This window comes from Shewanella sp. ANA-3 (genome assembly GCF_000203935.1).
In the GTDB taxonomy this organism is placed as follows: Bacteria; Pseudomonadota; Gammaproteobacteria; order Enterobacterales; family Shewanellaceae; genus Shewanella.
Map to the genome: position 1 here is coordinate 2,208,263 of NC_008577.1, position 22,942 is coordinate 2,231,204.

20 protein-coding genes are annotated in these 22,942 nt (G+C 50.2%); 7 read left to right on the top strand and 13 right to left on the bottom strand.

Going from position 1 to position 22,942, the window contains the following annotated elements:
• Positions 1-6 precede the first annotated feature (6 nt).
• The 3 genes from pheT to lpxM all read left to right on the top strand — a co-directional run bounded on the left by pheT (position 7) and on the right by lpxM (position 3,729).
• A complete protein-coding gene (pheT, locus tag SHEWANA3_RS09835; protein ID WP_011716869.1) occupies positions 7-2,394 on the top strand; it encodes a phenylalanine--tRNA ligase subunit beta in 2,388 nt (795 codons plus the stop codon).
• A gap of 3 nt (positions 2,395-2,397) precedes the next feature.
• Complete coding sequence (ihfA, locus tag SHEWANA3_RS09840; RefSeq protein ID WP_011716870.1) at positions 2,398-2,694, top strand: integration host factor subunit alpha; 297 nt, start codon at positions 2,398-2,400, stop codon at positions 2,692-2,694.
• A gap of 96 nt (positions 2,695-2,790) precedes the next feature.
• The gene (lpxM, locus tag SHEWANA3_RS09845) at positions 2,791-3,729 is read left to right on the top strand and encodes a lauroyl-Kdo(2)-lipid IV(A) myristoyltransferase (RefSeq protein ID WP_011716871.1); all 939 of its coding nucleotides are present in this window, start codon (positions 2,791-2,793) and stop codon (positions 3,727-3,729) included.
• Between the two features lie 129 nt (positions 3,730-3,858).
• On the opposite strand, the gene hypA is transcribed toward lpxM, so the two are convergent.
• The 7 genes from hypA to fdhD form a co-directional block, all read right to left on the bottom strand.
• On the bottom strand, positions 3,859-4,215 hold the full coding sequence (gene hypA, locus SHEWANA3_RS09850) for a hydrogenase maturation nickel metallochaperone HypA (RefSeq protein WP_011716872.1): 357 nt from the start codon (positions 4,213-4,215) through the stop codon (positions 3,859-3,861).
• Complete coding sequence (gene hypE / locus SHEWANA3_RS09855; RefSeq protein ID WP_011716873.1) at positions 4,215-5,234, bottom strand: hydrogenase expression/formation protein HypE; 1,020 nt, start codon at positions 5,232-5,234, stop codon at positions 4,215-4,217. Before hypE ends, hypA begins: the two co-directional genes overlap by 1 nt.
• Positions 5,227-6,366, bottom strand: coding sequence for a hydrogenase formation protein HypD (gene hypD / locus SHEWANA3_RS09860; protein ID WP_011716874.1), 1,140 nt, complete (start codon positions 6,364-6,366; stop codon positions 5,227-5,229). The genes hypE and hypD overlap by 8 nt, the downstream gene beginning before the upstream one ends.
• Positions 6,367-6,424: 58 nt before the next feature.
• The gene (locus SHEWANA3_RS09865; protein WP_011716875.1) at positions 6,425-6,670 is read right to left on the bottom strand and encodes a HypC/HybG/HupF family hydrogenase formation chaperone; all 246 of its coding nucleotides are present in this window, start codon (positions 6,668-6,670) and stop codon (positions 6,425-6,427) included.
• On the bottom strand, positions 6,670-7,431 hold the full coding sequence (gene hypB, locus SHEWANA3_RS09870; protein ID WP_011716876.1) for a hydrogenase nickel incorporation protein HypB: 762 nt from the start codon (positions 7,429-7,431) through the stop codon (positions 6,670-6,672). Before hypB ends, SHEWANA3_RS09865 begins: the two co-directional genes overlap by 1 nt.
• Before the next feature lie 210 nt (positions 7,432-7,641).
• Positions 7,642-9,963 (bottom strand): FdhF/YdeP family oxidoreductase, encoded by a 2,322-nt coding sequence (locus SHEWANA3_RS09875; protein ID WP_011716877.1) that lies wholly within the window; start codon positions 9,961-9,963, stop codon positions 7,642-7,644.
• Positions 9,947-10,807 carry a formate dehydrogenase accessory sulfurtransferase FdhD gene (fdhD, locus tag SHEWANA3_RS09880; RefSeq protein WP_011716878.1) on the bottom strand — a complete coding sequence of 287 codons (861 nt, stop codon included), beginning with the start codon at positions 10,805-10,807 and terminating at the stop codon, positions 9,947-9,949. Before fdhD ends, SHEWANA3_RS09875 begins: the two co-directional genes overlap by 17 nt.
• Positions 10,808-10,968: 161 nt before the next feature.
• Between fdhD and SHEWANA3_RS09885 the strand changes: the two genes are divergently transcribed.
• Entirely contained in the window at positions 10,969-11,847 is an 879-nt protein-coding gene (locus tag SHEWANA3_RS09885; protein ID WP_011716879.1) for a LysR family transcriptional regulator, read from the top strand.
• 3 nt (positions 11,848-11,850) lie between these two features.
• Here the strand turns inward: SHEWANA3_RS09885 and hypF are convergent, their stop codons facing one another.
• The 6 genes from hypF to hyaA all read right to left on the bottom strand — a co-directional run bounded on the left by hypF (position 11,851) and on the right by hyaA (position 20,386).
• Positions 11,851-14,352, bottom strand: a complete 2,502-nt coding sequence (hypF, locus tag SHEWANA3_RS09890) for a carbamoyltransferase HypF (RefSeq protein ID WP_166485380.1) — start codon at positions 14,350-14,352, stop codon at positions 11,851-11,853.
• A 77-nt stretch (positions 14,353-14,429) separates the two neighbouring features.
• Complete coding sequence (locus tag SHEWANA3_RS09895) at positions 14,430-16,280, bottom strand: hypothetical protein (protein WP_011716881.1); 1,851 nt, start codon at positions 16,278-16,280, stop codon at positions 14,430-14,432.
• Positions 16,261-16,839 carry a HyaD/HybD family hydrogenase maturation endopeptidase gene (locus SHEWANA3_RS09900; RefSeq protein WP_011622590.1) on the bottom strand — a complete coding sequence of 193 codons (579 nt, stop codon included), beginning with the start codon at positions 16,837-16,839 and terminating at the stop codon, positions 16,261-16,263. The genes SHEWANA3_RS09895 and SHEWANA3_RS09900 overlap by 20 nt, the downstream gene beginning before the upstream one ends.
• A 7-nt stretch (positions 16,840-16,846) precedes the next feature.
• Positions 16,847-17,521, bottom strand: a complete 675-nt coding sequence (gene cybH, locus SHEWANA3_RS09905; protein ID WP_011626297.1) for a Ni/Fe-hydrogenase, b-type cytochrome subunit — start codon at positions 17,519-17,521, stop codon at positions 16,847-16,849.
• Between the two features lie 21 nt (positions 17,522-17,542).
• Positions 17,543-19,246, bottom strand: coding sequence for a nickel-dependent hydrogenase large subunit (hyaB, locus tag SHEWANA3_RS09910; protein WP_011626296.1), 1,704 nt, complete (start codon positions 19,244-19,246; stop codon positions 17,543-17,545).
• A 3-nt stretch (positions 19,247-19,249) separates the two neighbouring features.
• Positions 19,250-20,386, bottom strand: coding sequence for a nickel-dependent hydrogenase small subunit (gene hyaA, locus SHEWANA3_RS09915; protein WP_011716882.1), 1,137 nt, complete (start codon positions 20,384-20,386; stop codon positions 19,250-19,252).
• Positions 20,387-20,736: 350 nt separating this feature from the next.
• On the opposite strand from hyaA, the gene SHEWANA3_RS09920 reads away from it, so the two are divergent.
• The 3 genes from SHEWANA3_RS09920 (at position 20,737) to SHEWANA3_RS09930 (ending at position 22,869) form a co-directional block, all read left to right on the top strand.
• Complete coding sequence (locus tag SHEWANA3_RS09920; RefSeq protein WP_041412618.1) at positions 20,737-21,204, top strand: TlpA disulfide reductase family protein; 468 nt, start codon at positions 20,737-20,739, stop codon at positions 21,202-21,204.
• Between the two features lie 3 nt (positions 21,205-21,207).
• On the top strand, positions 21,208-21,429 hold the full coding sequence (locus SHEWANA3_RS09925) for a DUF4266 domain-containing protein (RefSeq protein WP_011716884.1): 222 nt from the start codon (positions 21,208-21,210) through the stop codon (positions 21,427-21,429).
• A gap of 93 nt (positions 21,430-21,522) precedes the next feature.
• Positions 21,523-22,869, top strand: coding sequence for a DUF3570 domain-containing protein (locus SHEWANA3_RS09930; protein ID WP_011716885.1), 1,347 nt, complete (start codon positions 21,523-21,525; stop codon positions 22,867-22,869).
• Positions 22,870-22,942 lie beyond the last annotated feature (73 nt).

Sequence of the window (22,942 nt, forward strand, 5' to 3'; positions counted from 1 at the left end):
TATAGCATGAAATTTAGCGAATCTTGGCTTCGTGAGTGGGTCAATCCTGCCGTTAGCCGTGAAGCATTATCCCACCAGATCACTATGGCTGGCCTCGAAGTCGATGGCGTTGATGCCGTGGCTGCCGAGTTCAGCGGCGTTGTGATTGGTGAAGTGGTCGAATGTGGCCAGCACCCAGATGCAGACAAACTGCGCGTGACTAAAGTCAGTGTCGGCAGTGGTGAACTTATCGATATCGTCTGTGGCGCACCAAACTGCCGCCAAGGCCTGCGCGTTGCCGTTGCCATGGTTGGCGCTGTATTGCCAGGCGATTTTAAAATTAAAAAGGCTAAGCTGCGTGGTATGCCTTCAGAAGGTATGCTGTGTTCATACAGCGAGCTGGGTATCGACATCGACAGCGATGGCATTATCGAACTGCCATTAGATGCGCCATTAGGCACGGATTTACGTGAGTATCTCCAGCTTGATGACGCTGTGATTGAAGTGGATTTAACCGCTAACCGTGCCGACTGTTTAGGCATGGTGGGTCTGGCCCGTGAAGTAGGCGTGTTAAACCGTGCTGCTGTGACTGAGCCACAATGGCAAGCCGTTACGCCAACGATTGATGCCAAAGTGGCTATCAATGTGAAGGAAAGCGCAGCGTGCCCACGCTACTTAGGTCGTGTGGTGAAGAATGTAAACGTGAAAGCTGCTACGCCATTATGGATGCAGGAAAAACTGCGCCGCAGCGGTATCCGTTCTATCGATCCTATCGTCGATATCACTAACTTCGTGTTAGTTGAATTCGGCCAACCTATGCACGCCTTCGACCTTGCCAAGCTGACTGGCGACATCCAAGTGCGTTTGGGGAATGGCGAAGAGAAAATCACTCTGCTCGATGGCAGCGAAGTGACCATTCCAAGCGATACCTTAGTGATTGCCGACAATGTTTGCCCATTAGCGCTTGCTGGCGTATTTGGCGGCGAATACTCGGGTGTGAGTGACACCACGCAAGACATTCTGCTGGAATGTGCCTTCTTCGCACCGTTAGCTATTATGGGTAAATCACGCCGTTTAGGTCTGCATACCGATTCATCACACCGTTTTGAACGTGGTGTTGACCCTGAGATGCAGCACAAGGTTATGGACCGTGCGACTCGCTTAGTGCTTGATATTTGCGGTGGTGAAGCGGGTCCTGTGGTTGAAGCGAAATCTGACGCTGACTTACCAAAGCCTGCGCAAATCCTATTGCGTCGCAGCAAGTTAGATAAAATTTTGGGTCACCATGTTCCCGATAGCGACGTGGTTGAAATCCTTGAACGTTTAGGTTTTGGAGTAGTTGCAGGCGAGGGTAGCTGGCAGGTCACAACCGCCACTTACCGCTTCGATATGGCGATTGAAGAAGACTTAATCGAAGAAGTGGCCCGTATCTACGGTTACAACAACATTCCAAACGTTGCGCCTGTGGCGTCACTGCGGATGTCAGACCATAAAGAAACCGATTTAAGCCTCAAGCGCGTACGTTCGCTGTTAGTGGCCCGTGGTTTCCAAGAAGCCGTGACTTACAGTTTCGTCGATCCTAAGCTGCAAAATCTGGTTCACCCAGGCGAGCAAGCCATGGTGTTGCCGAACCCAATTTCTAGCGAAATGTCGGCCATGCGTTTGTCGATGTTCACAGGATTATTGACTGCGGTTGGCTACAACCAAAGTCGTCAACAGGGTCGTGTGAGACTTTTTGAAACTGGCCTGCGCTTTGTTCCTGATATTAATGCAGAATCAGGTGTAAGACAGCAAGCTATGCTCGGTTGCATCATAACTGGCCTCCAAAATGACGAACATTGGGCTATGGAATCGAAAACTGTTGATTTTTTCGACCTTAAAGGCGATTTAGAAGCAATTATCGGCTTGACAGTTTCCGCATCAGAATTTAGCTTTAGAGTAGCGACGCATTCTGCTCTTCATCCAGGGCAATGTGCTGAAATATTGAGAAATGATCGAGTGATCGGTCATATAGGTGCTATCCATCCTAGTTTGGAGAAGCCTTTTGGACTCAATGGTAAAACCATCGTTTTTGAGTTGGAATTGGATGCTTTATTGCATACCAGTTTACCGCTAGCCCAAGCTGTATCTAAGTTCCCGGCTAATCGTCGTGACATCGCAGTAGTCGTAGATGAAAGTGTATCTGCAGGCGATGTAATGAAATTGATAAGAAAAGTTGGCGAAAATCAGTTGGTTGGCATAAACTTGTTCGATGTATACTTAGGTAAAGGTGTTGAGCCCGGCAAGAAGAGCTTGGCGATAGCACTTACATTACAAGACACTACTCGTACACTTGAGGAAAAAGAGATCGCTGAGACAGTAGAATCAGTTGTTTCTGCCCTGAAGACCGAGTTCAACGCATCGTTGAGGGATTAAAGTATGGCACTTACCAAAGCCGAAATGGCAGAACATCTTTTTGAAACACTAGGCATTAACAAGCGTGTAGCTAAAGAGATGGTTGAGTCGTTCTTTGAAGAAATTCGAGGCGCACTTGAAAGTGGTGAGCAGGTCAAGTTATCTGGCTTTGGCAACTTTGACCTTAGGGATAAGAATCAAAGACCGGGAAGGAACCCAAAAACAGGCGAGGATATCCCGATTTCCGCTCGCCGTGTCGTGACCTTCCGTCCCGGCCAGAAACTGAAAACTCGCGTAGAAGCAGCTAACGCGGGCAAGTAATTTCTTAAAGTTTGATAGGAAAGCCACTCCATCGCGAGTGGCTTTCCTATTTTCTTCCTATGCGAATTCAGTCTTTAACTGTCTGAGGTGATTCCTTTGTCAAGACAGCCCAAACATTTTGACCGACGTTTTCAACTGGCCTTATTGCACCCTAAATATTGGGTCACTTGGTTGGCGATCGGCCTATTAGTGATTTTTGGGATCATGCCCGCGTGGCTGCGTGATCCTATCGCCAGAACCTTGGCCAAACTGGTGGCGCCTATTGCGAAAAAACCGATAGGCATTGCCAGAGCGAACTTAAAGGCGTGTTTCCCTGAAAAATCCGCCGCCGAAATTGAAACTTTAATCGATGAGAACGTGCAGAACTTCGTATTAGTGCTGTTATCTCAAGGTGAGCTGTTAGTACGCTCCAAGGCGCATTTACGCCGCCGTGTGAATCTCATGGGCTTTGAGCACGTACAAGCGGCGCAGGCGGAAGGGCAGCCTGTAATATTTATCATGCCCCATGTGTGGCCCATCGATTATGCGGGACTGAGGTTAAACCTCGACTTGCCCATGGTGACCATGGCTAAGGCCCACAAAAACGCTCTATTTAACTGGTTTAATAATCGGGTACGTAGCAGTGGCGGTGGCCATGTTTATATGCGAGAGGCGGGGATCCGCGCCTTGTTGGCCGAATTGAAGCAGAACAATAGCTTTTTCTATTTGCCCGATGAGGATTTAGGCCCAGATCAAAGCGTGTTTACCCCGTTTTTAGGCACAGTTAAAGCAACATTACCCGTGGTTGGCCGCTTAGCTCAGGCGGGAAATGCCCAAGTGCTGCCGGTGAAAATTGGTTATAACCAAGCTTCACGCCAGTTTGATTTAACCGTAATGCCCGCGATTGCCGCCGAAGACATGGTCGGTAAAGAAAACGAAGCGTTGGCACTGAATAAAGCGGTTGAGCAAGTGATCCTCGCTTACCCTGAGCAGTATATGTGGTTCTTAAGATTGCTTAAGACCCGCCCTGAAGGGCAAGCCTCGATTTATCAATAGTTATTTATCTATAGCGACTTATCGATAGTGAAAGTGGCTGCTAGCAGACCAATAAAATGGGCTTTAAGTGGATACTTAAAGCCCATTTTATATCAAGTGTGAATGCTTAAGTCAGAGGCTTACAGCCACTTAGCGCTCGTCTTCTTGCTCCATTTCAAGCTGCATCAGTAGCATATCTTCGCCATCTAATACCCGCGTGTGGTAGCTGTGACACGCAGGGCAGACGATAGAGCGCTCAGCAAGCTCAGACTCTTGGTGGCAATCCAAACAGGCAATCACTAAGGGTTGCAGCGTCATTCGCAGTTCAGCATCACGGCAGAGCCCATCGAGTTTAAAGGTTTCAAAGGCGGTCTCGAGCAAGGTGGGTTCGACCCCGCTCATCACGCCGAGTTTGATATCGACGCGGGTGATTTTATTGGCTCGATTAGCCCTAGCGTGTTGCTCGCATTGCTCAATCAAGGCGCTGACGATGGAATATTCGTGCATTAACAAATCCTTGGCAGCAGTTCACCCTGGGGCAAGTCTAAGTAACGTTTGGTATTCCATGGCGTTCTTAAGATCACTTTTCCTTGAAGTTCGTCGCTCACCGTGCCGATGATGGCTGCCTGCTCGCAATGACCAAAGCGCTGCATGATTTCCAAGGCGCCAAGGGCGATATCGTTAGGGACCGCCAAGATAAAGGTGCCTTCATTGGCTAAATCCATGGCCTCAAAGCCATAGAGCTCGCACAAGCCTTTGACTTCATCGCAAACCGGAATACTGGCTTCGTTGACGGTAATCCCGACATTGGCGGCCGCCGCCCACTCGTTTAATACGGCAGACAGCCCACCACGAGTTGCATCACGCATCGCATGAATGGGAATATTCGCCGCAATAAGCTGCTCAACCACGGGCCAAAGGGTGGCACAATCGCTTTGTAAAGCCGATTCGAGGGTTAGGCCTTCGCGCGCCATCAGAATCGCGGCGCCATGGCAGCCCACATCGCGGGAAACAATGATTGCATCCCCCGGCGCGACATTCGCCGCCGAGATATTCGGACGTAAAATCCGTCCAACGCCGGAGGTATTGATAAACAAGCCATCGGCGCAGCCCTTAGGTACGACCTTGGTATCGCCACAAACGATTCTGGCGCCGCTCTGTTTAAGCTCCTTCGCCATGCTGCGCACAATAGTGGTTAACTGATTGAGCGAAAAGCCTTCTTCGATGATCACACTGCAACTTAAATACTGTGGCTCGGCGCCCATCATGGCAAGATCATTCACAGTACCGGCGATCGCTAACTTGCCAATATCTCCGCCAGCAAAAAACAGCGGTGATACGGTAAAGGAATCAGTGGTAAAGGCGGTGGCGCCTTGCAGATCGAGCTTGGCTGCGTCTTCTTCGCTGCGCAGGATGGGGTTATCGAACTCGGTAAAAAACAGTTCACGAATAAGTTTGTTCATCTCTTTGCCGCCACCACCGTGGCTGAGTTGAATCGCTTTATCTTTGGGTTGGAAATCAGCCATGGTGTGGCTCCTTGCTATCTATGCCTTGATAGCGGTAATACGCATTACACGCGCCTTCGGAGCTAACCATACAGCTACCGAGAGGGGTTTCGGGATTGCAGCCGCGGCCAAAGACTTTACAGTCCTTAGGTTTGGCGAGCCCGCGAAGAATATCGCCGCATTGGCAAGCCTTATGATCGTCAATCTCTTTGACGGGTAATCTGTCCTTAAAGTATTTCTCAGCGTCCCTGTGGGCGTATTCGGGTCTTAACTCAAGCGCCGAGTTGGGAATAGGTCCAAGCCCGCGCCAACGAAATTGCGGCCGAGTCTGGAAAAATTGATTAACCTTGGCCTGAGCGGCAAGATTACCTTCCTCGGACACGGCGCGGCTGTATTGGATATCTAATAGCGCCGTTCCCGCCACCTTTTGCCGCACGATGCGCAGGATGGACTCCATCACATCAACGGGTTCGAACCCCGAAACCACCACAGGCGTACCGTATTGCTTGACCGCGGGGCGATAGATTTTGGCACCACTGATCACGCTGACGTGCGCAGGGCCAATGAAGGCGTTTACCCTGGCTTTAGGGTCTTGCATCACAGCATCAATTGCGGGTGGTACTAAGACGTGGTTGATATGAAACAACAAATTCGCCAGTTTTTCCTGCTCGGCCAACTGTAGCAGCACGGCGGTCATAGGGGTCGAGGTTTCAAAGCCAATGGCGAAAAACACCACGATTTTATCGGGATTATCGCGGGCGATTTTTAGCGTATCTAAAGGGTCATAGATAGGGCGAATATCACAGCCCTTGGCCCTGAAACTGGCAAGTGAGCCCTGGGATCCTGGCACGCGGATCATATCCCCTAGGGTTACTAAAATCACATTCTCTTGCTGGGCGAGCACTGCGGCTTGGTCAATTCGCTCCTTGGGCATCACGCACACTGGGCAGCCGGGACCGTGGATAAATTCAATATTTTCCGGCAGTAAATCCAGTAAGCCATATTTCATGATGGTGTGGGTATGGCCGCCACAGACCTCCATGATATTGATCGGCTCTTTAAGTGTGCGGGCGCATTTAGCGATATCCTCCGCAAACGAGGCTATGGTATCGGGGTCGCGAAAGCCTTGATAAAGTAGTTTTAGGTCAAGCATCTTCAGTCCTTGCGCAGTTTTGGCTGTTATTTGTTATCACTTTTACTGCGGTGATTACTCAATGCGTGGTCTCATTTTCAAGTTTTGAGACTATCTCTTTATATAATTCAAGACTTTGTAGTGCATCATTGCGATCAATTTTATTCATCACAAAACCGATATGGATAAGCACATAGTCACCAATGGCTAAAGGCTCAGTCATCAAATGGCTGCTCACATCGCGCCTGACGCCTAAGGTATCGACGGTGACCGATTGACGCTCGTTATCCACGGCCACAACTTGGGAAGGAATAGACAGGCACATTATTGTGGCTCTCCCGCAGCGTGGTGAAGGTTATCGTTCAGCCATGCAACGACGGCACGCATGGCATCGCCATCCTTAATGGAGACTTCCAGAATTTGTGTGTTGGGGTTGAGCTTTTTAAGTTGAGCTTTCGCCTCGTCAACACTGAAATCGAAGTAGGGCAAGAGGTCACATTTGGTGATGAGCACCAGATCGGCACGGCGGAACATCACTGGATATTTCTCAATCTTATCATCGCCTTCGGGAACCGAGAGCAGCACGATATTTTTATGGGTGCCGACATCATAACTGGCGGGGCAGACGAGGTTTCCCACGTTTTCGACAAAGCAAATATCTAAGCCTTCGAGTGGCAAGTGATGCAAAGCGCCATGCACCATGAATGCGTCGAGGTGGCAGGCACTGCCCGTTTGAATTTGATGGGCCTGAATGCCTTTGGCGATTAAGCGGTCGGCATCGCGGGAGGTCTCTAAATCCCCTTCAATTACGGCGTAGTTGAGGGTGGTGTACTCTTTTAAGTGTTCGAGCAAGGTGGTTTTGCCACTGCCTGGGCTACTCATTAAATTGAAGGCAGTGATATTGTGCGCCTCAAAATGCGCACGGTTATGGGCCGCTTCGACATCGTTTTTATCGAGAATTTTGTGGATCACCGACAAGGTTTTTTTATCGTTAAGCTGAGGATTGGTGTGCAATTCCTGATGGTGATGCAGATGGCCGTGTTCATGTGAATGGCGGGGTAAGGAGCAGCCGCAGTCTTTACACATCTTATATTTCTCCTTGTCCTAGGCCGAGCGCCTCTTTGGGCGCATTTGCCTGACAATATGCTGATGCTATCGAATAGGGTTAATTTGATTACGCTAATGTTAAGTGTGATACAAATCGGCTGCGGATTCTTTGATGTTCGTCAGGTTTATTTGGATAAACAAAGGCCAAAGAACATTTCTTTGGCCTGTGGGATGAAGCACTTGAGTCACTTACAGTTGGGTGATGCTGATTTTATTGCTGCTCGCGGGGGTTAAGATAACGGGAACCGATTTTGAGGTCGGGGTATAGGAGCCCACGCCCACACTGTCGATGGCGACTAAGGGATTGGTCTCGGGGTAATAGGCGGCGATATTGCCCTTAGGGATCTCGTAATAAATCACCATAAAGTCATACACCTTGCGCAATTTGCCATCGTTAGTGAGCGATTGGATATCGACTAACTGGCCGTCGCTAAAGCCCTGCGCCTTGGCATCATCACTGTTCATGAAGAGCACATTACGCTTGCCCTTAATGCCGCGGTATCTGTCATCCATGCCATAGATGGTGGTGTTGTATTGATCGTGTGATCGCAGACTCTGTAGCAGCAACACTGGCAGCGTACTGGTCAGGGCCTGACTCGAACAGTCGGCGAGGATGGAGTAGGGTAAAGCGCAGGCGCTAAATTCAGCTTTGTGGCTTTGGGTATGCCAGTCGAGCTGCGCTGCATTATTGGTTAAATGGAATCCCGCAGGGACGTTAATTTTTTGATTGTAATCTTCAAAACCTGCAATGGTTTGCTCAATCAAATCGCGGATCAGGCTGTAATCATCCCTTAGGGCTAACCAGTCAATTGATTTGGTATTAGGTGTACTCATTGATGGTGGTTTCACCGCCAAGGTAGCGTGCGCCATGCGCGCCACAATATCGATTTCCGACAGGCATAGTGGCGATACCGCATCGTTCATCCCAGTCGAGGCATGCACCATGCTGAAGGTATCCTCGACGGTGATTTTTTGAATGCCGTGTTTTTGCTTATCGAGTTCAGTGCGCCCAAGGCAAGGTAAAATCAGCGCATCTTTGCCGACCTGTAAATGACTGCGATTGAGCTTAGTGCTGATTTGCACATTTAACTGCGTTTTTCCCATGGCGTTATAGGTAAAGGCGCTGTCGGGCGCCGCGGCAGCTAGGTTGCCGCCGAGGCAAATTAGCACTTTGCTTTGCTCACTATCTAAGGCCTTTAAGGCCTCTACCACGTTATGACCCGCGGCGCGGGGTAATTGGCAGCCCAAATACTGCTCTAAACGGTCAATAAACTCGGCTTTAGGTTTTTCGTTAATACCCATAGTGCGGTTACCCTGCACATTGCTGTGACCGCGCACCGGGCAAAGCCCTGCGCCAGCTTTGCCCATTTGGCCGCAGAGCAGATGCAAGTTAATGATTTCGCGAATGGTATCGACCGAATGTTTATGCTGAGTGATGCCCATGGCCCAGCAGCTGATCACCGTCTTACTTTGGCTAAATACTGTGGCGGCTTGAATAATATCGTCCTTGGCTAAGCCCGATTGGGCTTCAATCTGTTGCCAATCAGTGTGACGGACACTCTGCTCATAATCTGCGAAAAACGCAGTGTGGGCGGCGATAAACTCCCGGTCGATACACTTTGAGTTCGACTCAAGAATATGCTTTGCCATGCCGCGAATGGCTGCCATATCGCCGCCCAGCAGCGGCGTGAGGTATTGATGGCTAATGGTTGTGGCTGCGGGGGTTAATAACTCCGTTGGACTTTGCGGGCTGGCGAATCGCTCCAGCGCCACTTCCTTTAAGTTATTGAAGGTGACAATTTTACAACCCAGTTTGGCCGCTTTACGTAGGGCATTCATCATCCGTGGATGGTTGGTGCCGGGGTTTTGCCCGAAGACAAAAATCGCCTCGGCCGCATCGAAATCACTTAAAACGACAGTGCCTTTACCGACACCAATGGCTTGGTTGAGTGCTACGCCGCTGGCCTCGTGGCACATATTCGAACAATCGGGAAAGTTATTGGTGCCATATAGTCGGCCAAACAGTTGATAGAGGTAGGAGGCCTCGTTACTGGCGCGGCCCGAGGTGTAAAACTCGACTTGATTGGGGTCGCTAAGGCCATTAAGCGTATCAGCAATCAGCTGAAAGGCTCCATCCCAGCTGATGGGTTCATAGTGATCAGTCGCGGCGTTATAACGCATGGGTTCGGCCAAGCGACCCTGATATTCGAGCCAATAGTCGGTCTGTTTGGCTAACTGACGCACCGAATACTGGGCGAAAAAGTCGCGATCGACAATCTTGCCTGTCGATTCCCAGGCCACGGCTTTAGCGCCATTTTCGCAAAACTGAAAGGCGCCTGCCTTGTTATCGCCCCAGGCACAACCTGGGCAATCAAAGCCATCGGTTTGGTTCACCCTGAGCAGGTTTTTGATATTTTGCTGGGTCTTTTGGCTGCGCAGCACATGCTTTAAGGTCGATTGCAGTGAGGGGAAGCCGCCGGCTTTGGTCGGTTTTTCAATATGAACAGGCATAAAATTCTCCGCTATTGCATTGGCATGCAAGGCTTTCATCAAATATGGAGTAGTGGATTGGCGGATCAAACTTAGGAATATGGACAAGGTTAAGCTGGTATTTCAGCGCCAATTTCACCGCGAGCTGGCTGGGTGACGCGAGACTAATCAAATGATTGGCACCATAACGCACCGCTTTTTGGATCAACTCGCTGCTGCAGCGACTGGTCATCAGCAGCGCCTTGGCGCTGCGCTTTTGCCGCAGCAGCGCGCCAATCAGCTTATCTAACGCATTGTGCCGACCGATATCTTCACGGCATTCAAGGATATTGCCAGCCTCATCTAAGGCAAAAGCCGCATGGATAGCGCCGCTGCGCTGCGCCTTAAGCTGATGTGTATGTATTTGCTGTTTGAGGCAGTCGACATGCTCAAGCACCAAGGGAGCGCAGGCGGGTAATGGCGGTAAATCTGGTAGGGCATGTCCTAGGGCTTCCACACCGCAGATCCCGCAGCCAGTTGCGCCGACGAGCCGTCTTTTACGTTGTTTAAGGGCGATTAAACAGCGATTAGCTAAGATGACATCGAGCATTACGCCGTCTTGGACAGGAGTGATATCAATTTCATGCACATCTTCATCTTGGCTGATAATGCCTTCGGCGAATAAGAAGCCAATCACAAAGTCCTCAAAGTGATCGGGCGTTATCATCATCACCGCATAGCTGATGCCATTGAGGTTGATGGCGGCAGCGACCTCTTCAACCAGATGCGAGTAGCGGGCACTAGCATGTTGTGCCGCGTTTGGGCTGTGTTGAGATTCAGGGCAGAGCCTTGGGTCATTCGCCGAATCGAGTGGGTGAGTTAGCACGCATTTCAACCTGAAACTGGATGTTGATCACATTCTAGAGAGGGCTTACGCGCTAGGCCAATCAAACTATTTTATGGATTGATAGAAGATTTCTATTAAACTATGGATACCAATAGGGTTTGATTTTTCAGATTTGTCTAAAACACTATATCGAAAGCACTATGAATATTCGCCATCTGCATTACTTCCAACAACTCGCGCAATTACAGCATTTTGCCAAAGCGGCGAACGCCTGCCATGTGACGCAACCGACGCTCTCTGCGGGGATCAGTGCCCTTGAAAAAAGCCTTGGCACTGAGCTGGTGGTGCGGGGCAGCCAGTTTGTGGCGCTCACGGATGCGGGGCAGATCATGCTGCAATACGCTGAGAGAATGTTGCAGGAACAGGCGGCGTTAAAGCAGGAATTGAGTCTGTTTCGCGGCCAGCTCACCGGTTCGTTACGGATTGGCATAGTGCCGCAATCGAGTATCGACATCATGCCGCTGATTAAGCTGTTTAATCAGGCTTATCCCAATATCAGCATCAAGTTATCTGTGATGACCAATGGGCAATTGATTGAAAGCCTGAGCTTACATAAAACCGATATCGGCCTTGGATTTGACGAACAACTCACCGAGGCTAATCGACGCAGCTTTGTGTTTTATCCGCAGCGGGCCAATCAAATGGCGCTGTTGTCCTGTGATTCGGTTGATGACAGTGCAAGCAAGTGCTTGTCTTTATATGACATTGGCACGCGTCCCTTAGTGCTGCTGAGTCAAAATATGCAGTTTAGAAAATACATAGATAATGCAATGGCGCAGGCGGGGATTGATTTTAATCTGGTGCTGGAAACCGACTCATTATTCCACCTAATCGGCGCGGTAAAACATGGCTTAGGCAGTGCGATCGTCAGCCGCGGTATTGCCGAATCGGTGGCGCAACTCTTTGGGATCCCATATCAGCTTTTGGACGGTGTCAGTTCAGGGCAAACGGTCTTTATGACCCGTAAGCACAGTATTACGCCCGCAATGAAAGCTTTTATGCGTCAGCTTGAGTCTTAACCATCACTGGTTATTGCTTGCGCTTTGATGGATACCATACCAAAGCTGCCCGAGGGCAATACCGCCATCGTTGACGGGAATATGTTTGTTAGGCAGCACGGTATTGCCCTGTAGGTGCAGTTTACCGAGGCAATATTCAAGCAAATATTGATTTTGAAACACTCCGCCGCACAGCACCACGGGCAGGGCTGGATAGCGCGCGGCATAACCACAAATGGCATCCCCCACACAATGTAAAAAGGCGCGGGCTAACTGCGCTTGCCGAACGTCAGTGAGCGGCGCTTCGGTGATTAGCGTGATTATCTGCTTAAAGAGCTGGCTACTGCGCCAGATATGCGGTTCGTGTATCGAGCTATCACTGGGCATATCTGAGATTTCCAAGGGTAAGTCGAGCATCAGCGTTGGCAGTTGTTTGGCATCGGCCCGTCTTGCTGCTGCTTCAATTAACATACCCGCTTGACCTTCAAATTGAGTGGTGTCGATAAAGCCTAAGGCGCAGGCGAGGGCATCGAACAAGCGTCCCACCGATGAGCTATTAATCCCATGGCCGTTTTGCCAGATCCGATGCAGATTGCTTAAGGTGATGGGGCTTAAGGTTGTCAGAATCGGCAACTTAAGGGCTTGCACTTCCTCGAGACTCATCTGCTGAAACAGTAATGCCAGCAGCAAACGCACAGGTTGCTTAATTGCCTGTTCTCCACCGAGCAAGGGAATAGCCTCGAAATGGGCAATCCGCTCGGCGCCGTTAAGGGTGGTCAGTAAGACCTCTCCGCCCCAGAGGCTGCCATCGTTTCCAAGCCCTGTGCCATCGAAACTAAAGCCTAATACTGGATCTTGATATTGATTGATGGCCATCACGCTGAGCACATGGGCGTGGTGATGCTGCACACTTAAGGTTTGGATTGGCTGCGTGTCTTGGCTTTGTGTATCAAGGCTGTGCTGTTGCTGCGTCTCTGCCCAGCGCGATGGTGCGTAGTCTGGGTGCTTATCGTGGACAATCAGCTCGGGGCTGAAATGATACAGACGGGCGAAGGTCGCCAAGGTTCGCTCGAAGTACTGCTCGGCGCTGACACTAAAGAGATCGCCAATATGCGGGCTTAAAAACACATTCGAGCCAAAACCTAAAGCAATGGCATTTTTTTGTTGGGCGCCCACGGCAAGAATGGAGTGACTCAGCGGTTTGGGTAACGGGAAGCTTAATGGCGCATATCCCCGCGCTAAACGCAGCACTTGTACCTGTGGCGCACAGCCGTTTGGCGGTTGGATAAGTTGCACCACGCTGTCATCACAGCCGTTGAGTATGGGGCGGTTGTGATCGACTATGGCATCCACCACATGGCCTAGTTGGCTGATAAGCTCATCACAATCGGTGATAATCGGTTCGCCAGAGACATTCGCACTGGTCGCGACCAGTGGGCCGTTAAATTGCCCGAGCAGTAAATGATGCAGCGGTGTGTAGGGCAAAAATATCCCGAGCTTTGGGATATTAGGCGCAATCTCAGGGCTCAGATTGTGTTTATCCTGCGCCTGCATTAGTACGATGGGCCGCTCCTGCGCGCTTAAGGTTTGCCACTCTACCTGTGTGCCCGTTACATAGCGTTTTGCCACTTCGATGCTCGGCATCATCACCGCTAGTGGCTTGGCTTTTCGTTGCTTGCGTTGCCTTAATTGATTGACCGCTAGGGTGTTGGTTGCATCGCACATTAAGTGGAAGCCACCTAAGCCCTTTATCGCAAGAATCTGCCCTTGGGCCAGTTTTTCGGCCGCCGCCGACAATACTGCTAGGCTGTTATCTTGCAAAGCGGACAAGGAATTAGGTGCAAGTAACTCGCCTTGAGGTGATTTTAAACTCAATTGAGGACCACACTTAGGGCAACTCACAGGCTGGGCGTGGTATCTACGATTTAGCGGATCTTGATAAGCCTTGGCGCAGTCGGGGCACATGGCGAAATCCGCCATGGCGGTATGATGGCGATCGTAGGGTAAGGCGTTGATAATGGTGTATCTTGGGCCGCAGTTGGTGCAATTGGTAAAGGCATAGCCAAAGTGGCGGTCCTGCGGGTTATGCATATCGCTTAAGCAATCCTGACAGGTACTCTTGTCGGCCGATACGGCAACCAGCGCTGCAAAGTTATGCTCACCAGATTCATCACTTTGGCTATCACTTTGAATAATATCGAAGCTAGTCTCTTCAAGCTTTACCGCTAACGGACTCTGGGTAATCTGGTCGATGCGCGCCAGCGGCGGCGGATTGGTGGTTAACTCACGCACAAAGTTATCTAAGTTTGCGGTGGGGCCTTGCAGCTCAATCATCACGCCATTGGCATTATTTAGCACAGTGCCAGTTAATTTAAGCTCACTCGCCCAGCGGTAAACAAAGGGGCGAAAGCCCACACCTTGCACAATGCCCGTGATATGCAGCTGGCGGCGCTCGAGTTGCTCGGTTTGATTGGCGGGTGAGGTGGCTTTTTTCAATCTCGGTATTCTTCGCTTATCTGGCTGCATCTGCATGGAAGATAAAACATTTTATCTTCCATGCGTTAGCGCTATCTGAATGTAAGGTTAGCGGTGAGCGGGTGTTGTTAAAGGCTATTTAACTGCCGCTGCTTCACATAGAGCGCGCCTACGGCCAGGTTGTCGCCCTCTAAATCCAGACTGCGATTGACCAATAGCGGGAAGTTTTTCCCGAGTCGTAGGCTAATACGCTTGCAGAGGGTTTCATTGGCTAACTCATTGCCCGCTAACGCAATGTTGTGTACACCGATATTTAAGTCAATGTGTTCCAGCCAATTCGCGAGGTAGTCGGCGAGGGAGTCCTGCATTGCAAAGGCCAGTTGACTCGGATCGCTGTGCCCTGCAACGCGAAAACTCAGCAGAGTGCCTAGGGTTTTACACCAATTCAGGCTGCGGTGGGCCTCGCCTTTGGTGAGGGGATAATCGATGCGCGGCGCATTCGCACCATGGTAACGCATGGCGGCGGCGAGCAGTGCATCGCTCAAATAGGCTTGCGATTGGGTTTCTTCCTGTGGATTAAGGCCAATCAATACCGCAGCAATCGCCCACAGACTCTGAAGATTATCACGTCTGCCGTTAAGTTTTAGGCTCAGCAACTTTAAGTAATCTTCTGGAAACAAGCTCTTAAATTTTTGCGCGACGGCTTTTTGTGGACTGCTGTCAAGGCAATGGAAAATCTCGTAACCATTGTCCGGTAGTTCGGGCAGGGCGAAAAACAGTGAGGTGTCTCCCTTATTGTCGCAGGTAACGATTTGCCCAGTGTGGTGATGGCTTAAGTAAATCACCGCCGCATTTTTAGCCTGCTTATGGGTCGTAAATTTACCATTAAGCAGCGCTGCAAACAGGGCTGCATCCGCTATGGTATGGTCTTCCTCACTCGCGGCATATTCAGCTGTCTCGGCCTCACTTGGTATGGCCTGCACAGTCAATAAACCTTGGTGTGAACGGGTTTTCTTATTGGCTTGCCATTTGGCCTTAAAGCCTAAAAAGTGGATGTCTTCCCGCAGAGGCTCCGGCGCACTGAATTGCTTAATGGTCTGCGTCGCTGCGTTTTCGGCTGTGTGGCTGCCTAACTGAGCCCAAGCGCCATCGACCCAGGCGAGCGCTGGCCTCTGGTGCGCCCCCTCAAGATACACCCAATCGATACCTTTTTGCCGCAGGATTTCACTCAGCACTAACACCACTCGGCTGTAACCAAAGCAGATATCGTAGAGTGGTGCGGGCAGCTTTTGATTATCTTGGGTTGGTCTGACACTAATCAGCGGTTTTTCGATACTGGATAGGGCGAGGACTTGATTATCCTTCAGGCAAAAATGCGCGTTGAGGGTATTGGGATTACAAATAAGCAGTTGCGGTCTGGACGCTGTTGTATGGGCAAAGGGCGTTAGGCTTAATTGCACGCCTTCGCTGGCTAAATCTAGTGAGCCTTGGCTGATAAGCTGCGCGGCCATCGCCTTGAGATCGGACAGCGTTAACGCCTTTTGGGCGCTGGTTAAGCGCTTTTCACCGTGGCAGCAAGTGCAGGCTAAATCGAGCTGACCAAATTGCGCCGCCTGATTATCACCAAATCTGGGATAACACTGCTGGCAAAAAGCCGCGACCGATTGCACGTTAAGCGCACCCTCAGTGGATGGGACGGTCAATAATGTCCGTTGTCCCTGCGGCGCCTCAATCGCATGAATGCCTGAGTCGACCAGCCAGACTGAAATTAAAAAGTCGGCGGCGATCGCCTCGGCTAATTGTTCTAGCTGTGCTTGTTCGCCTTGGGCCTCAATAAAATAAGTGTGCGAACCAAAATCCTGCTGACTGTCGCAGCCGATGCTGATATTGAGTGCATCGTAATTTAGGTATTGATTACATAAATGCGCATACAAAGGCACCTGACGCGAGCAGGTAAACTCAAATCTGATGTGTTTCATCTTCTATATTTTCACCAGTAGTGACGCCACGTTTGTAAGAATTGGGGATCAGCGAATCGATACTATGCTCGGCAATGCGTGTCGCGGTGAACCCGAGGGAGGCTAAGTGGGTTAACAGGGTTTGTTCCATCAAGGGGACGGCGGCGGCCACCTTAGTGGTCAGTCCCAGTGTCATCGGTTCTAACACGGTAGGGGTGACACCTAACACAAAGGTTTTGGGTCTGTCGCCTACCATTTCCATCATATTGAGGGTTTGTAGCATTTCGACTTCATGGGCGCTGCCTTGCCAGTCGATTTCCTGCGGGGCTTTATCAAAATCAAAGAAATACACTTCGCCAGCCTCGACGCCGTTGGCATTGACGGTATCGACTACGATCAAATAATCGTATTGGCAAATAATCGGAATGAGTCCCTGAGCCAAGGTGCCGCCATCGAGCATCTCCAGCTGGTGGGACTCGTGTGTGAACTGATAATTCTCAGCGATGTAATTGACAAAATGTACGCCGATGCCTTCATCGGCGTACAGGACATTGCCAATACCCAGTAGCAATATCTTCATTGGACTCCTAGTGGTGTGAGTCTGGTTTCGGGTAGTCGTAACCAGAGACAATTGAGTCGACAGAGTTATGTTTGAAGCGTATCCCTGACCAAACCGCCATATAGACGTGGATAACCACAAAGATAACGAAAGCCCAAGTGAGGTAATGGTGCCAAATTCTCACCTGTGCCAGTCCACCCATTTGCGCCGTGATCCAAGCTGCGCTGCTCCAAAGCATGCCACCTAAACCTTCATGGTAGACGTTGGCATACAGCACGAGTCCAGTAATACATATCACAAGTGCCACGAAGGAGATTGCTACGTAGGTCACAAATTGCAGCGGTCCGTAAACACCGGCTTTATGCAAGTGTCCCATCCAAATGTAGGATTTCAGTTGGGTGATCCAGCTCTTAACGCTCATCACATCACGGAATGAGCGTCGCTCGATATCGCTTCGACTGAAAAAATACAGGTAGAAGCGGACCAAGGTGACTGCGGTCAACACAAAACCGCAGATCAGATGGGCAAATCGCACCCAACCTTGTACCAATACATCCGTGCTGTCGGGCGCCACAAGAAACGGCCAAGCGATATAGAATCCGGTGATCACCAGCACTAAAATCGACAGTGCCCGTAGCCAGTGAAAAATCCGTATCGCGGGACTAAAAACCAGTGTCCGAATGCGGGTTTCAGAATGGTTCATGTTGCGTTCCCTCCCTCGTTGTTATTGACCATTGGGGCTGACACGGAACTCGCTCAGTGCTTGACCTTTGAAATCCATCACGTGTACTGAACACGCCATGCAAGGGTCGAATGAGTGAATAATACGTATCACCTCAAGGGGCTTAGTGGGATCTTCCAGTTTCAAACCAATGAGTGAGGCTTCGTAGGGGCCAATCTTGCCATTGGCATCCACTGGGCCTGCGTTCCAAGTGGTGGGCACCACGGCTTGATAGTTCTCAATGACGCCGTTTTTGATGCGGATCCAGTGGCTTAACATGCCGCGTGGTGCTTCAATCATGGCGTGACCCACATATTCACGACTTGGGTCGATATGGGGTTTCACATAGGTGGTTTCATCGGATTGAATATTGGTTAACAGGGCATCGAAGGTTTTCAGACCTTCCTGCGCCACGATAACGGTTTGCAGCATCCGCGCTGCGGTACGGCCTAAGGTGGTGAACAGGGCTTCAACCGGCAGACCCGTGCGAGCCAGCAGCGCATTGACGGCATCGACCACCACTTTATTGCCACGGGCATAGCTCACCAGCAGGCAGGACAATGGACCCACTTCCACGGGTTCGCCCTGGTAACGTGGCGATTTCACCCAAGAGTATTTGCCATCGCCATCTAAGGTGGGCAGTTTGCCATAAACCGTATCGCGCTCAACAAAGCCGGTGTAGTTGGGGATAGTTGTGCCATCGTAGGGATGCTGCGGCGCATCTGCGCTATACCAGGCATGGCTGACGTCTTCGGCGATTAGCTCTGGGTTGATGTCGCTTACGCCCGCTAAGTCGCCCTTCATAATCACGCCTTGGTCGAACAGGTATTCGCCATTGGCAAGCACAAAGTCATTGGTCGCCATGAAGTTTTTAACGTTCACGCCGCCAAGTACGCTGGCTTCACCACCAAAGGCTTCCGCCGCCATGACGATATCTGCTTGATAGGCACGCAGAATAAAGTCAGTCACAATCGCGTGTTTTTGTTTCCACTCCTGCAGGCGCGCAGGGCTTAACATATCGCGCACTGAGGTCACACCGCCCACAACCAATGATTGTGGATGCGGCTGTTTACCCCCGAAAATCGCCAGCATTTCGGCGGCAACCCTTTGTACTTCAAGGGCTTTGAGGTAATGCGACAGGGCAATCAGGTTTTGCTCTGGGGTAAATTTATAGGTGCCATTGCCCCAGTAAGCGTTAGCGAAGGGGCCGAGTTTGCCAGTTTCGACAAAGCCTTTAACCCGCTCTTGCACCGCTCTTAATTCGCCTTCGCCCGCAGCAATCGGCTTGTCGGTATATTTAAGGGCAACCTGTGCAGCCTTGGCGGGATCGGCACTTAAAGCTGACACAACATCCACCCAGTCTAAACCGTGTAGATGATAGAAGTGCACTATATGGTCATGCATATAGAGCGAGGTTTGCATTAAGGAACGTAGGTATTTAGCGTTTAACGGGATTTGAATGCCTAAGGCATTTTCCACCGCTTCGGTACCACAGCGATAGTGGGAATAGGTACAAACACCGCAGATCCGCTGCACGATCAGCCCCACGTCCATTGGTGTGCGGCCCTTGAGGATGACTTCAATACCACGCCACAGGGTAGAGGATGACCATGCTTTGTTGATGACATTATTCTCATCAACTTCGACTTCGATACGTAAATGACCCTCAATACGGGTGATAGGGTCGATAACAACGCGCTTGCTCATGGGTTATTCCTCCAGCGGCTTGGCAAAAATACTGGCGACGGCGTGGGCTCCAATGCCGACGACGGTCGCGCCTAAAATCACCGCACCGACTGTGTCTGCGGTAGCATCCAATCCATGGAGTAGTTGACGGCCAAGGGGTTTTTCAAAGTCGGCCATATCATCCCAGAAGTTAGGTTCTGAGCAGCCCATACAACCGTGGCCCGCTAACACTGGCCAGCTGGTATGGTGGTTAAAGCGCTCTGTAGGACAGTTGTTATAGGTATAAGGTCCTTTACAGCCCACTTTGTAGAGGCAGTAACCTTCCTTCGCTCCGTGATCGCCAAACTCTTCAACGAACTCACCGGCATCGAAACGGCCGCGGCGTTCACAGTTATCGTGCACCCGTGCGCCATAGGCCCATTTAGGACGATTAAACATATCCAGCGCGGGTAATTTGCCGAACATGATGAAATACATCAGGGTGCCGACGATGTTTTTCTCACTCGGTGGGCAGCCACCTAAGTTGATCACAGGCTTGCTCACGACTTCGTGTACCCCTTTCGCCCCTGTGGGGTTAGGGTAGGCGGCTTGCACGCCACCAAAGGAAGCGCAGGTGCCCACAGAAATAATCGCCGCGGCGTCTTCGGCGGCATGCTTGATAATTTCTAAGCCGGTATGACCTTTACAGCCCACGGTTAAGAAGCTGCCGTTATTAGCGGTCGGTACGGCACCTTCAACGGCGAGTAGATAACGGCCCTTGTAGGTTTCAAGAGCGTGCTCGAGGTTTTCCTCTGCTTGCCAGCCGGCAGCGGCCATTAAGGTTTCGTGATATTCCAACGAGATATGGTCGAAGATCAGCGAATCTAAATTAGGCGTATCGGCGCGCACTAAGGATTCAGAGCAGCCAGTACATTCGGCCATGTGTAACCAGATTAAGGGTACACGGTCGGCCAGTTCGGCGGCTTCGGCAACTAAGTTACTAAAGGGCAGCGGTAGGGCGAGCATGCCCGTCACCATGGCGCTCCACTTCATAAAGTCACGACGAGTGATGCCGTGTTGTTGTAATTTTTCGATTAATGTTTGCTGTTGACGGGGAGCGAGTTGGCGCAGTGCGTCTAAGCGCGCCTTTCCCTGTTCATAGAGGGCTGCATGTGTGTCCATGGGTCAACCTTTTTGTTATTTGAATGTAAATTGGTAAGGGTTTACATAATTGACACTGCCAGTTTAGGCCTTAGGCGACACAGAATTCTTGATGCATATCAAGAATTTTCAAGAGATGTGATGAAACTGATTTTGACATTTAATTAACATGATGCAGATCTAATTTCGATTTTGCTAATGGGACAAAATGTCGCACTTTTAACCTTTTTTCTGTTGCAGCTCACTTTGCAATCAATTGATACGGCAAACAATAACCGCCAACGCGAGCTTAAATTTATTCTTCTACAGTTTAAGCAAACCTTAAGATTCAGTTAATAAATTCAAACGCAATTGTGATGGATGGACCTAGTATGAAAAAACTCTTGTTGTTACTCAGTTTGTTAAGTCTTGGCGCCCAGGCTGCACCGTCGCTGGAGCATCAGGTGTTTGATGCAAATAACCAAAGTGTTTCCTTGACTGAGTTTAAGGGCAAAGTGGTCTACGTCGATTTTTGGGCGTCTTGGTGTGGTCCGTGCCGTAAGTCTTTCCCTTGGATGAATGCGATGGCGCAAAAGTATCGCGAGCAAGGTTTAGCCGTGGTGGCGATTAACCTCGATACTGATAAGGCGCTCGCCGATGAATTTTTAAAGCAGGTGCCAGCGACTTTTACTGTGCGTTTTAACCCTGAGGGTGATGTAGCACGAAGCTTTGATTTACTGGGCATGCCCAGCAGCTTTATGTTCAATCGCCAAGGCGAGTTAGTTAAAAGCCATGTGGGCTTTTACCAAGACAATGCCGCCGATTATGAGCAAGAACTCATCAGTCTGTTGAAGGAGTAGTGTATGCGTAAAATCGCCTTGATTGCCGTTTCGTTGATGATAGTGGGGTTAACTGGTTGCTCAAGCTTAGGGGTGCAACCGTGGGAAAAGGGGCAATTCGCCCGCGCCGATATGGCGCTCGATAGCGAAAAGTTAGACCAAGCATTAGACGATCATATCTATTTTAGTAAGGAAGGCAGCAGCGGCGGCCGTGCGTTCGCGGGCGGCGGTTGTGGCTGTAACTAGCCAGTATTGCTTGAACAGGTTGTGCCATAGATTTTCGTTTTTATTCGGTTTTTAGTCTAAATAAGTTTCAGTGATATAAAGGTGTTGTCAGCCATGACAAATAATAACAATAAGTTAGACTCAATAGCCCCACAAGTTCTCCAAGCTAAACCGCAGACTAAACACATTGCTAGTGCCTTGGCTTTAGCCAGTTGTGGCTTGTTTGTCTCTAATGGTCACGCCTCTGAGCTTGCAAAAAATGCCGATGATTGGAAAGTCGATGCCGCGCTTATGTATTACGGTGAGCAAGACAGGGTGCAGGCAATCGAAGCCATTGGGACGGCGCAAAAAAACTTTGGCGACGACAGTGTGTTGGATTTAAAACTGGTGGTCGACAGTTTAACCGGTGCTTCGGCTTCAGGCGCGGTAGCCCAAAGCGACAGCCAAACCTTTACCCGTCCTTCCGGTAATGGCCAGTATAAAGTGGCGGCGGGTGAGACACCGCTCGATGATACCTTCCACGATACCCGAGTACAGGGCAGTGCTAACTGGTCACAGGCGCTTAATTCCGATTGGAAAGTCAACGGCGGCGTCTATGGCTCTAAGGAATTCGACTATATGTCGATGGGCATCAATGCCGGGCTAGAACGTGGTTTTAACAAGGACAACACCACGCTGTTTTTAGGGACGTCTTACAGCTTCGATGTGGTTGATCCCGTGGGTGGCAGACCCGTGGCCTTATCCTCTATGGCGATCCGCGATAACTTTACCACGGATGAAGCCTATCGCGCGGCATTCGATGCGACTCGCCAAACGAGCAGCGATGATAAACAAACCGTCGATTTGATGTTAGGTATTACCCAAATATTGAATCAGCGGTGGTTATTGCAGGCGAACTATGGATTATCCAGTGTCAGCGGCTATTTAACCGATCCCTATAAAGTGTTGAGTGTGGTGGACAATAACGGCACCACTGAGGACATAGTCTACGAGAATCGCCCCGATTCGCGCCTGAAACACAGCTTTTATGTGATGACCAAAGGCGCACTCGATTCAGGTGTTGTGGACTTTTCCTACCGCTATAGCACCGACGATTGGGATTTAACTTCGCACACCTTAGAAACCCACTACCGCTATTACTTTAGTGGCAATTTCTACGGGCAATTGCACTTACGTTATTACCAACAGTCGGCGGTGAATTTCTATCAGCCGTTCCTGCTTGCCGATACGCCGCTACCCGAGTTTGCCAGTGCGGATTACCGCATTGGTGATATGAGTGCTTATACCATAGGGGTTAAGTTTGGCCACCGTCTGTCAGGCGGCCATGAGATGACGTATCGCTTGGAATATTACCAACAGGATCCGAAAAACAATGGCACAACGATCCCTGGCGAGCTGCAAAACTACGACTTGTTCCCAACCCAAAAGGCGATAACGGCGCAGTTTAGTTATTCATTTTAAAGGTATACTCTGTTACTGAGCCGTAAACAAAGTGCATCAATATGGGACATGTTGCCCATATTGAGCGTTACGC

What these genes read in the sequence shown, in the direction of transcription:
- pheT (WP_011716869.1), top strand. Translation starts at nt 7, where the DNA reads ATGAAATTTAGCGAATCTTGGCTTCGTGAGTGGGTCAATCCTGCCGTT.
- ihfA (WP_011716870.1), top strand. Translation starts at nt 2,398, where the DNA reads ATGGCACTTACCAAAGCCGAAATGGCAGAACATCTTTTTGAAACACTA.
- hypA (WP_011716872.1), bottom strand. Translation starts at nt 4,215, where the DNA reads ATGCACGAATATTCCATCGTCAGCGCCTTGATTGAGCAATGCGAGCAA.
- hypE (WP_011716873.1), bottom strand. Translation starts at nt 5,234, where the DNA reads ATGGCTGATTTCCAACCCAAAGATAAAGCGATTCAACTCAGCCACGGT.
- hypD (WP_011716874.1), bottom strand. Translation starts at nt 6,366, where the DNA reads ATGCTTGACCTAAAACTACTTTATCAAGGCTTTCGCGACCCCGATACC.
- SHEWANA3_RS09865 (WP_011716875.1), bottom strand. Translation starts at nt 6,670, where the DNA reads ATGTGCCTGTCTATTCCTTCCCAAGTTGTGGCCGTGGATAACGAGCGT.
- hypB (WP_011716876.1), bottom strand. Translation starts at nt 7,431, where the DNA reads ATGTGTAAAGACTGCGGCTGCTCCTTACCCCGCCATTCACATGAACAC.
- SHEWANA3_RS09875 (WP_011716877.1), bottom strand. Translation starts at nt 9,963, where the DNA reads ATGCCTGTTCATATTGAAAAACCGACCAAAGCCGGCGGCTTCCCCTCA.
- SHEWANA3_RS09885 (WP_011716879.1), top strand. Translation starts at nt 10,969, where the DNA reads ATGAATATTCGCCATCTGCATTACTTCCAACAACTCGCGCAATTACAG.
- hypF (WP_166485380.1), bottom strand. Translation starts at nt 14,352, where the DNA reads ATGCAGCCAGATAAGCGAAGAATACCGAGATTGAAAAAAGCCACCTCA.
- SHEWANA3_RS09895 (WP_011716881.1), bottom strand. Translation starts at nt 16,280, where the DNA reads ATGAAACACATCAGATTTGAGTTTACCTGCTCGCGTCAGGTGCCTTTG.
- SHEWANA3_RS09900 (WP_011622590.1), bottom strand. Translation starts at nt 16,839, where the DNA reads ATGAAGATATTGCTACTGGGTATTGGCAATGTCCTGTACGCCGATGAA.
- cybH (WP_011626297.1), bottom strand. Translation starts at nt 17,521, where the DNA reads ATGAACCATTCTGAAACCCGCATTCGGACACTGGTTTTTAGTCCCGCG.
- hyaB (WP_011626296.1), bottom strand. Translation starts at nt 19,246, where the DNA reads ATGAGCAAGCGCGTTGTTATCGACCCTATCACCCGTATTGAGGGTCAT.
- hyaA (WP_011716882.1), bottom strand. Translation starts at nt 20,386, where the DNA reads ATGGACACACATGCAGCCCTCTATGAACAGGGAAAGGCGCGCTTAGAC.
- SHEWANA3_RS09920 (WP_041412618.1), top strand. Translation starts at nt 20,737, where the DNA reads ATGAAAAAACTCTTGTTGTTACTCAGTTTGTTAAGTCTTGGCGCCCAG.
- SHEWANA3_RS09925 (WP_011716884.1), top strand. Translation starts at nt 21,208, where the DNA reads ATGCGTAAAATCGCCTTGATTGCCGTTTCGTTGATGATAGTGGGGTTA.
- SHEWANA3_RS09930 (WP_011716885.1), top strand. Translation starts at nt 21,523, where the DNA reads ATGACAAATAATAACAATAAGTTAGACTCAATAGCCCCACAAGTTCTC.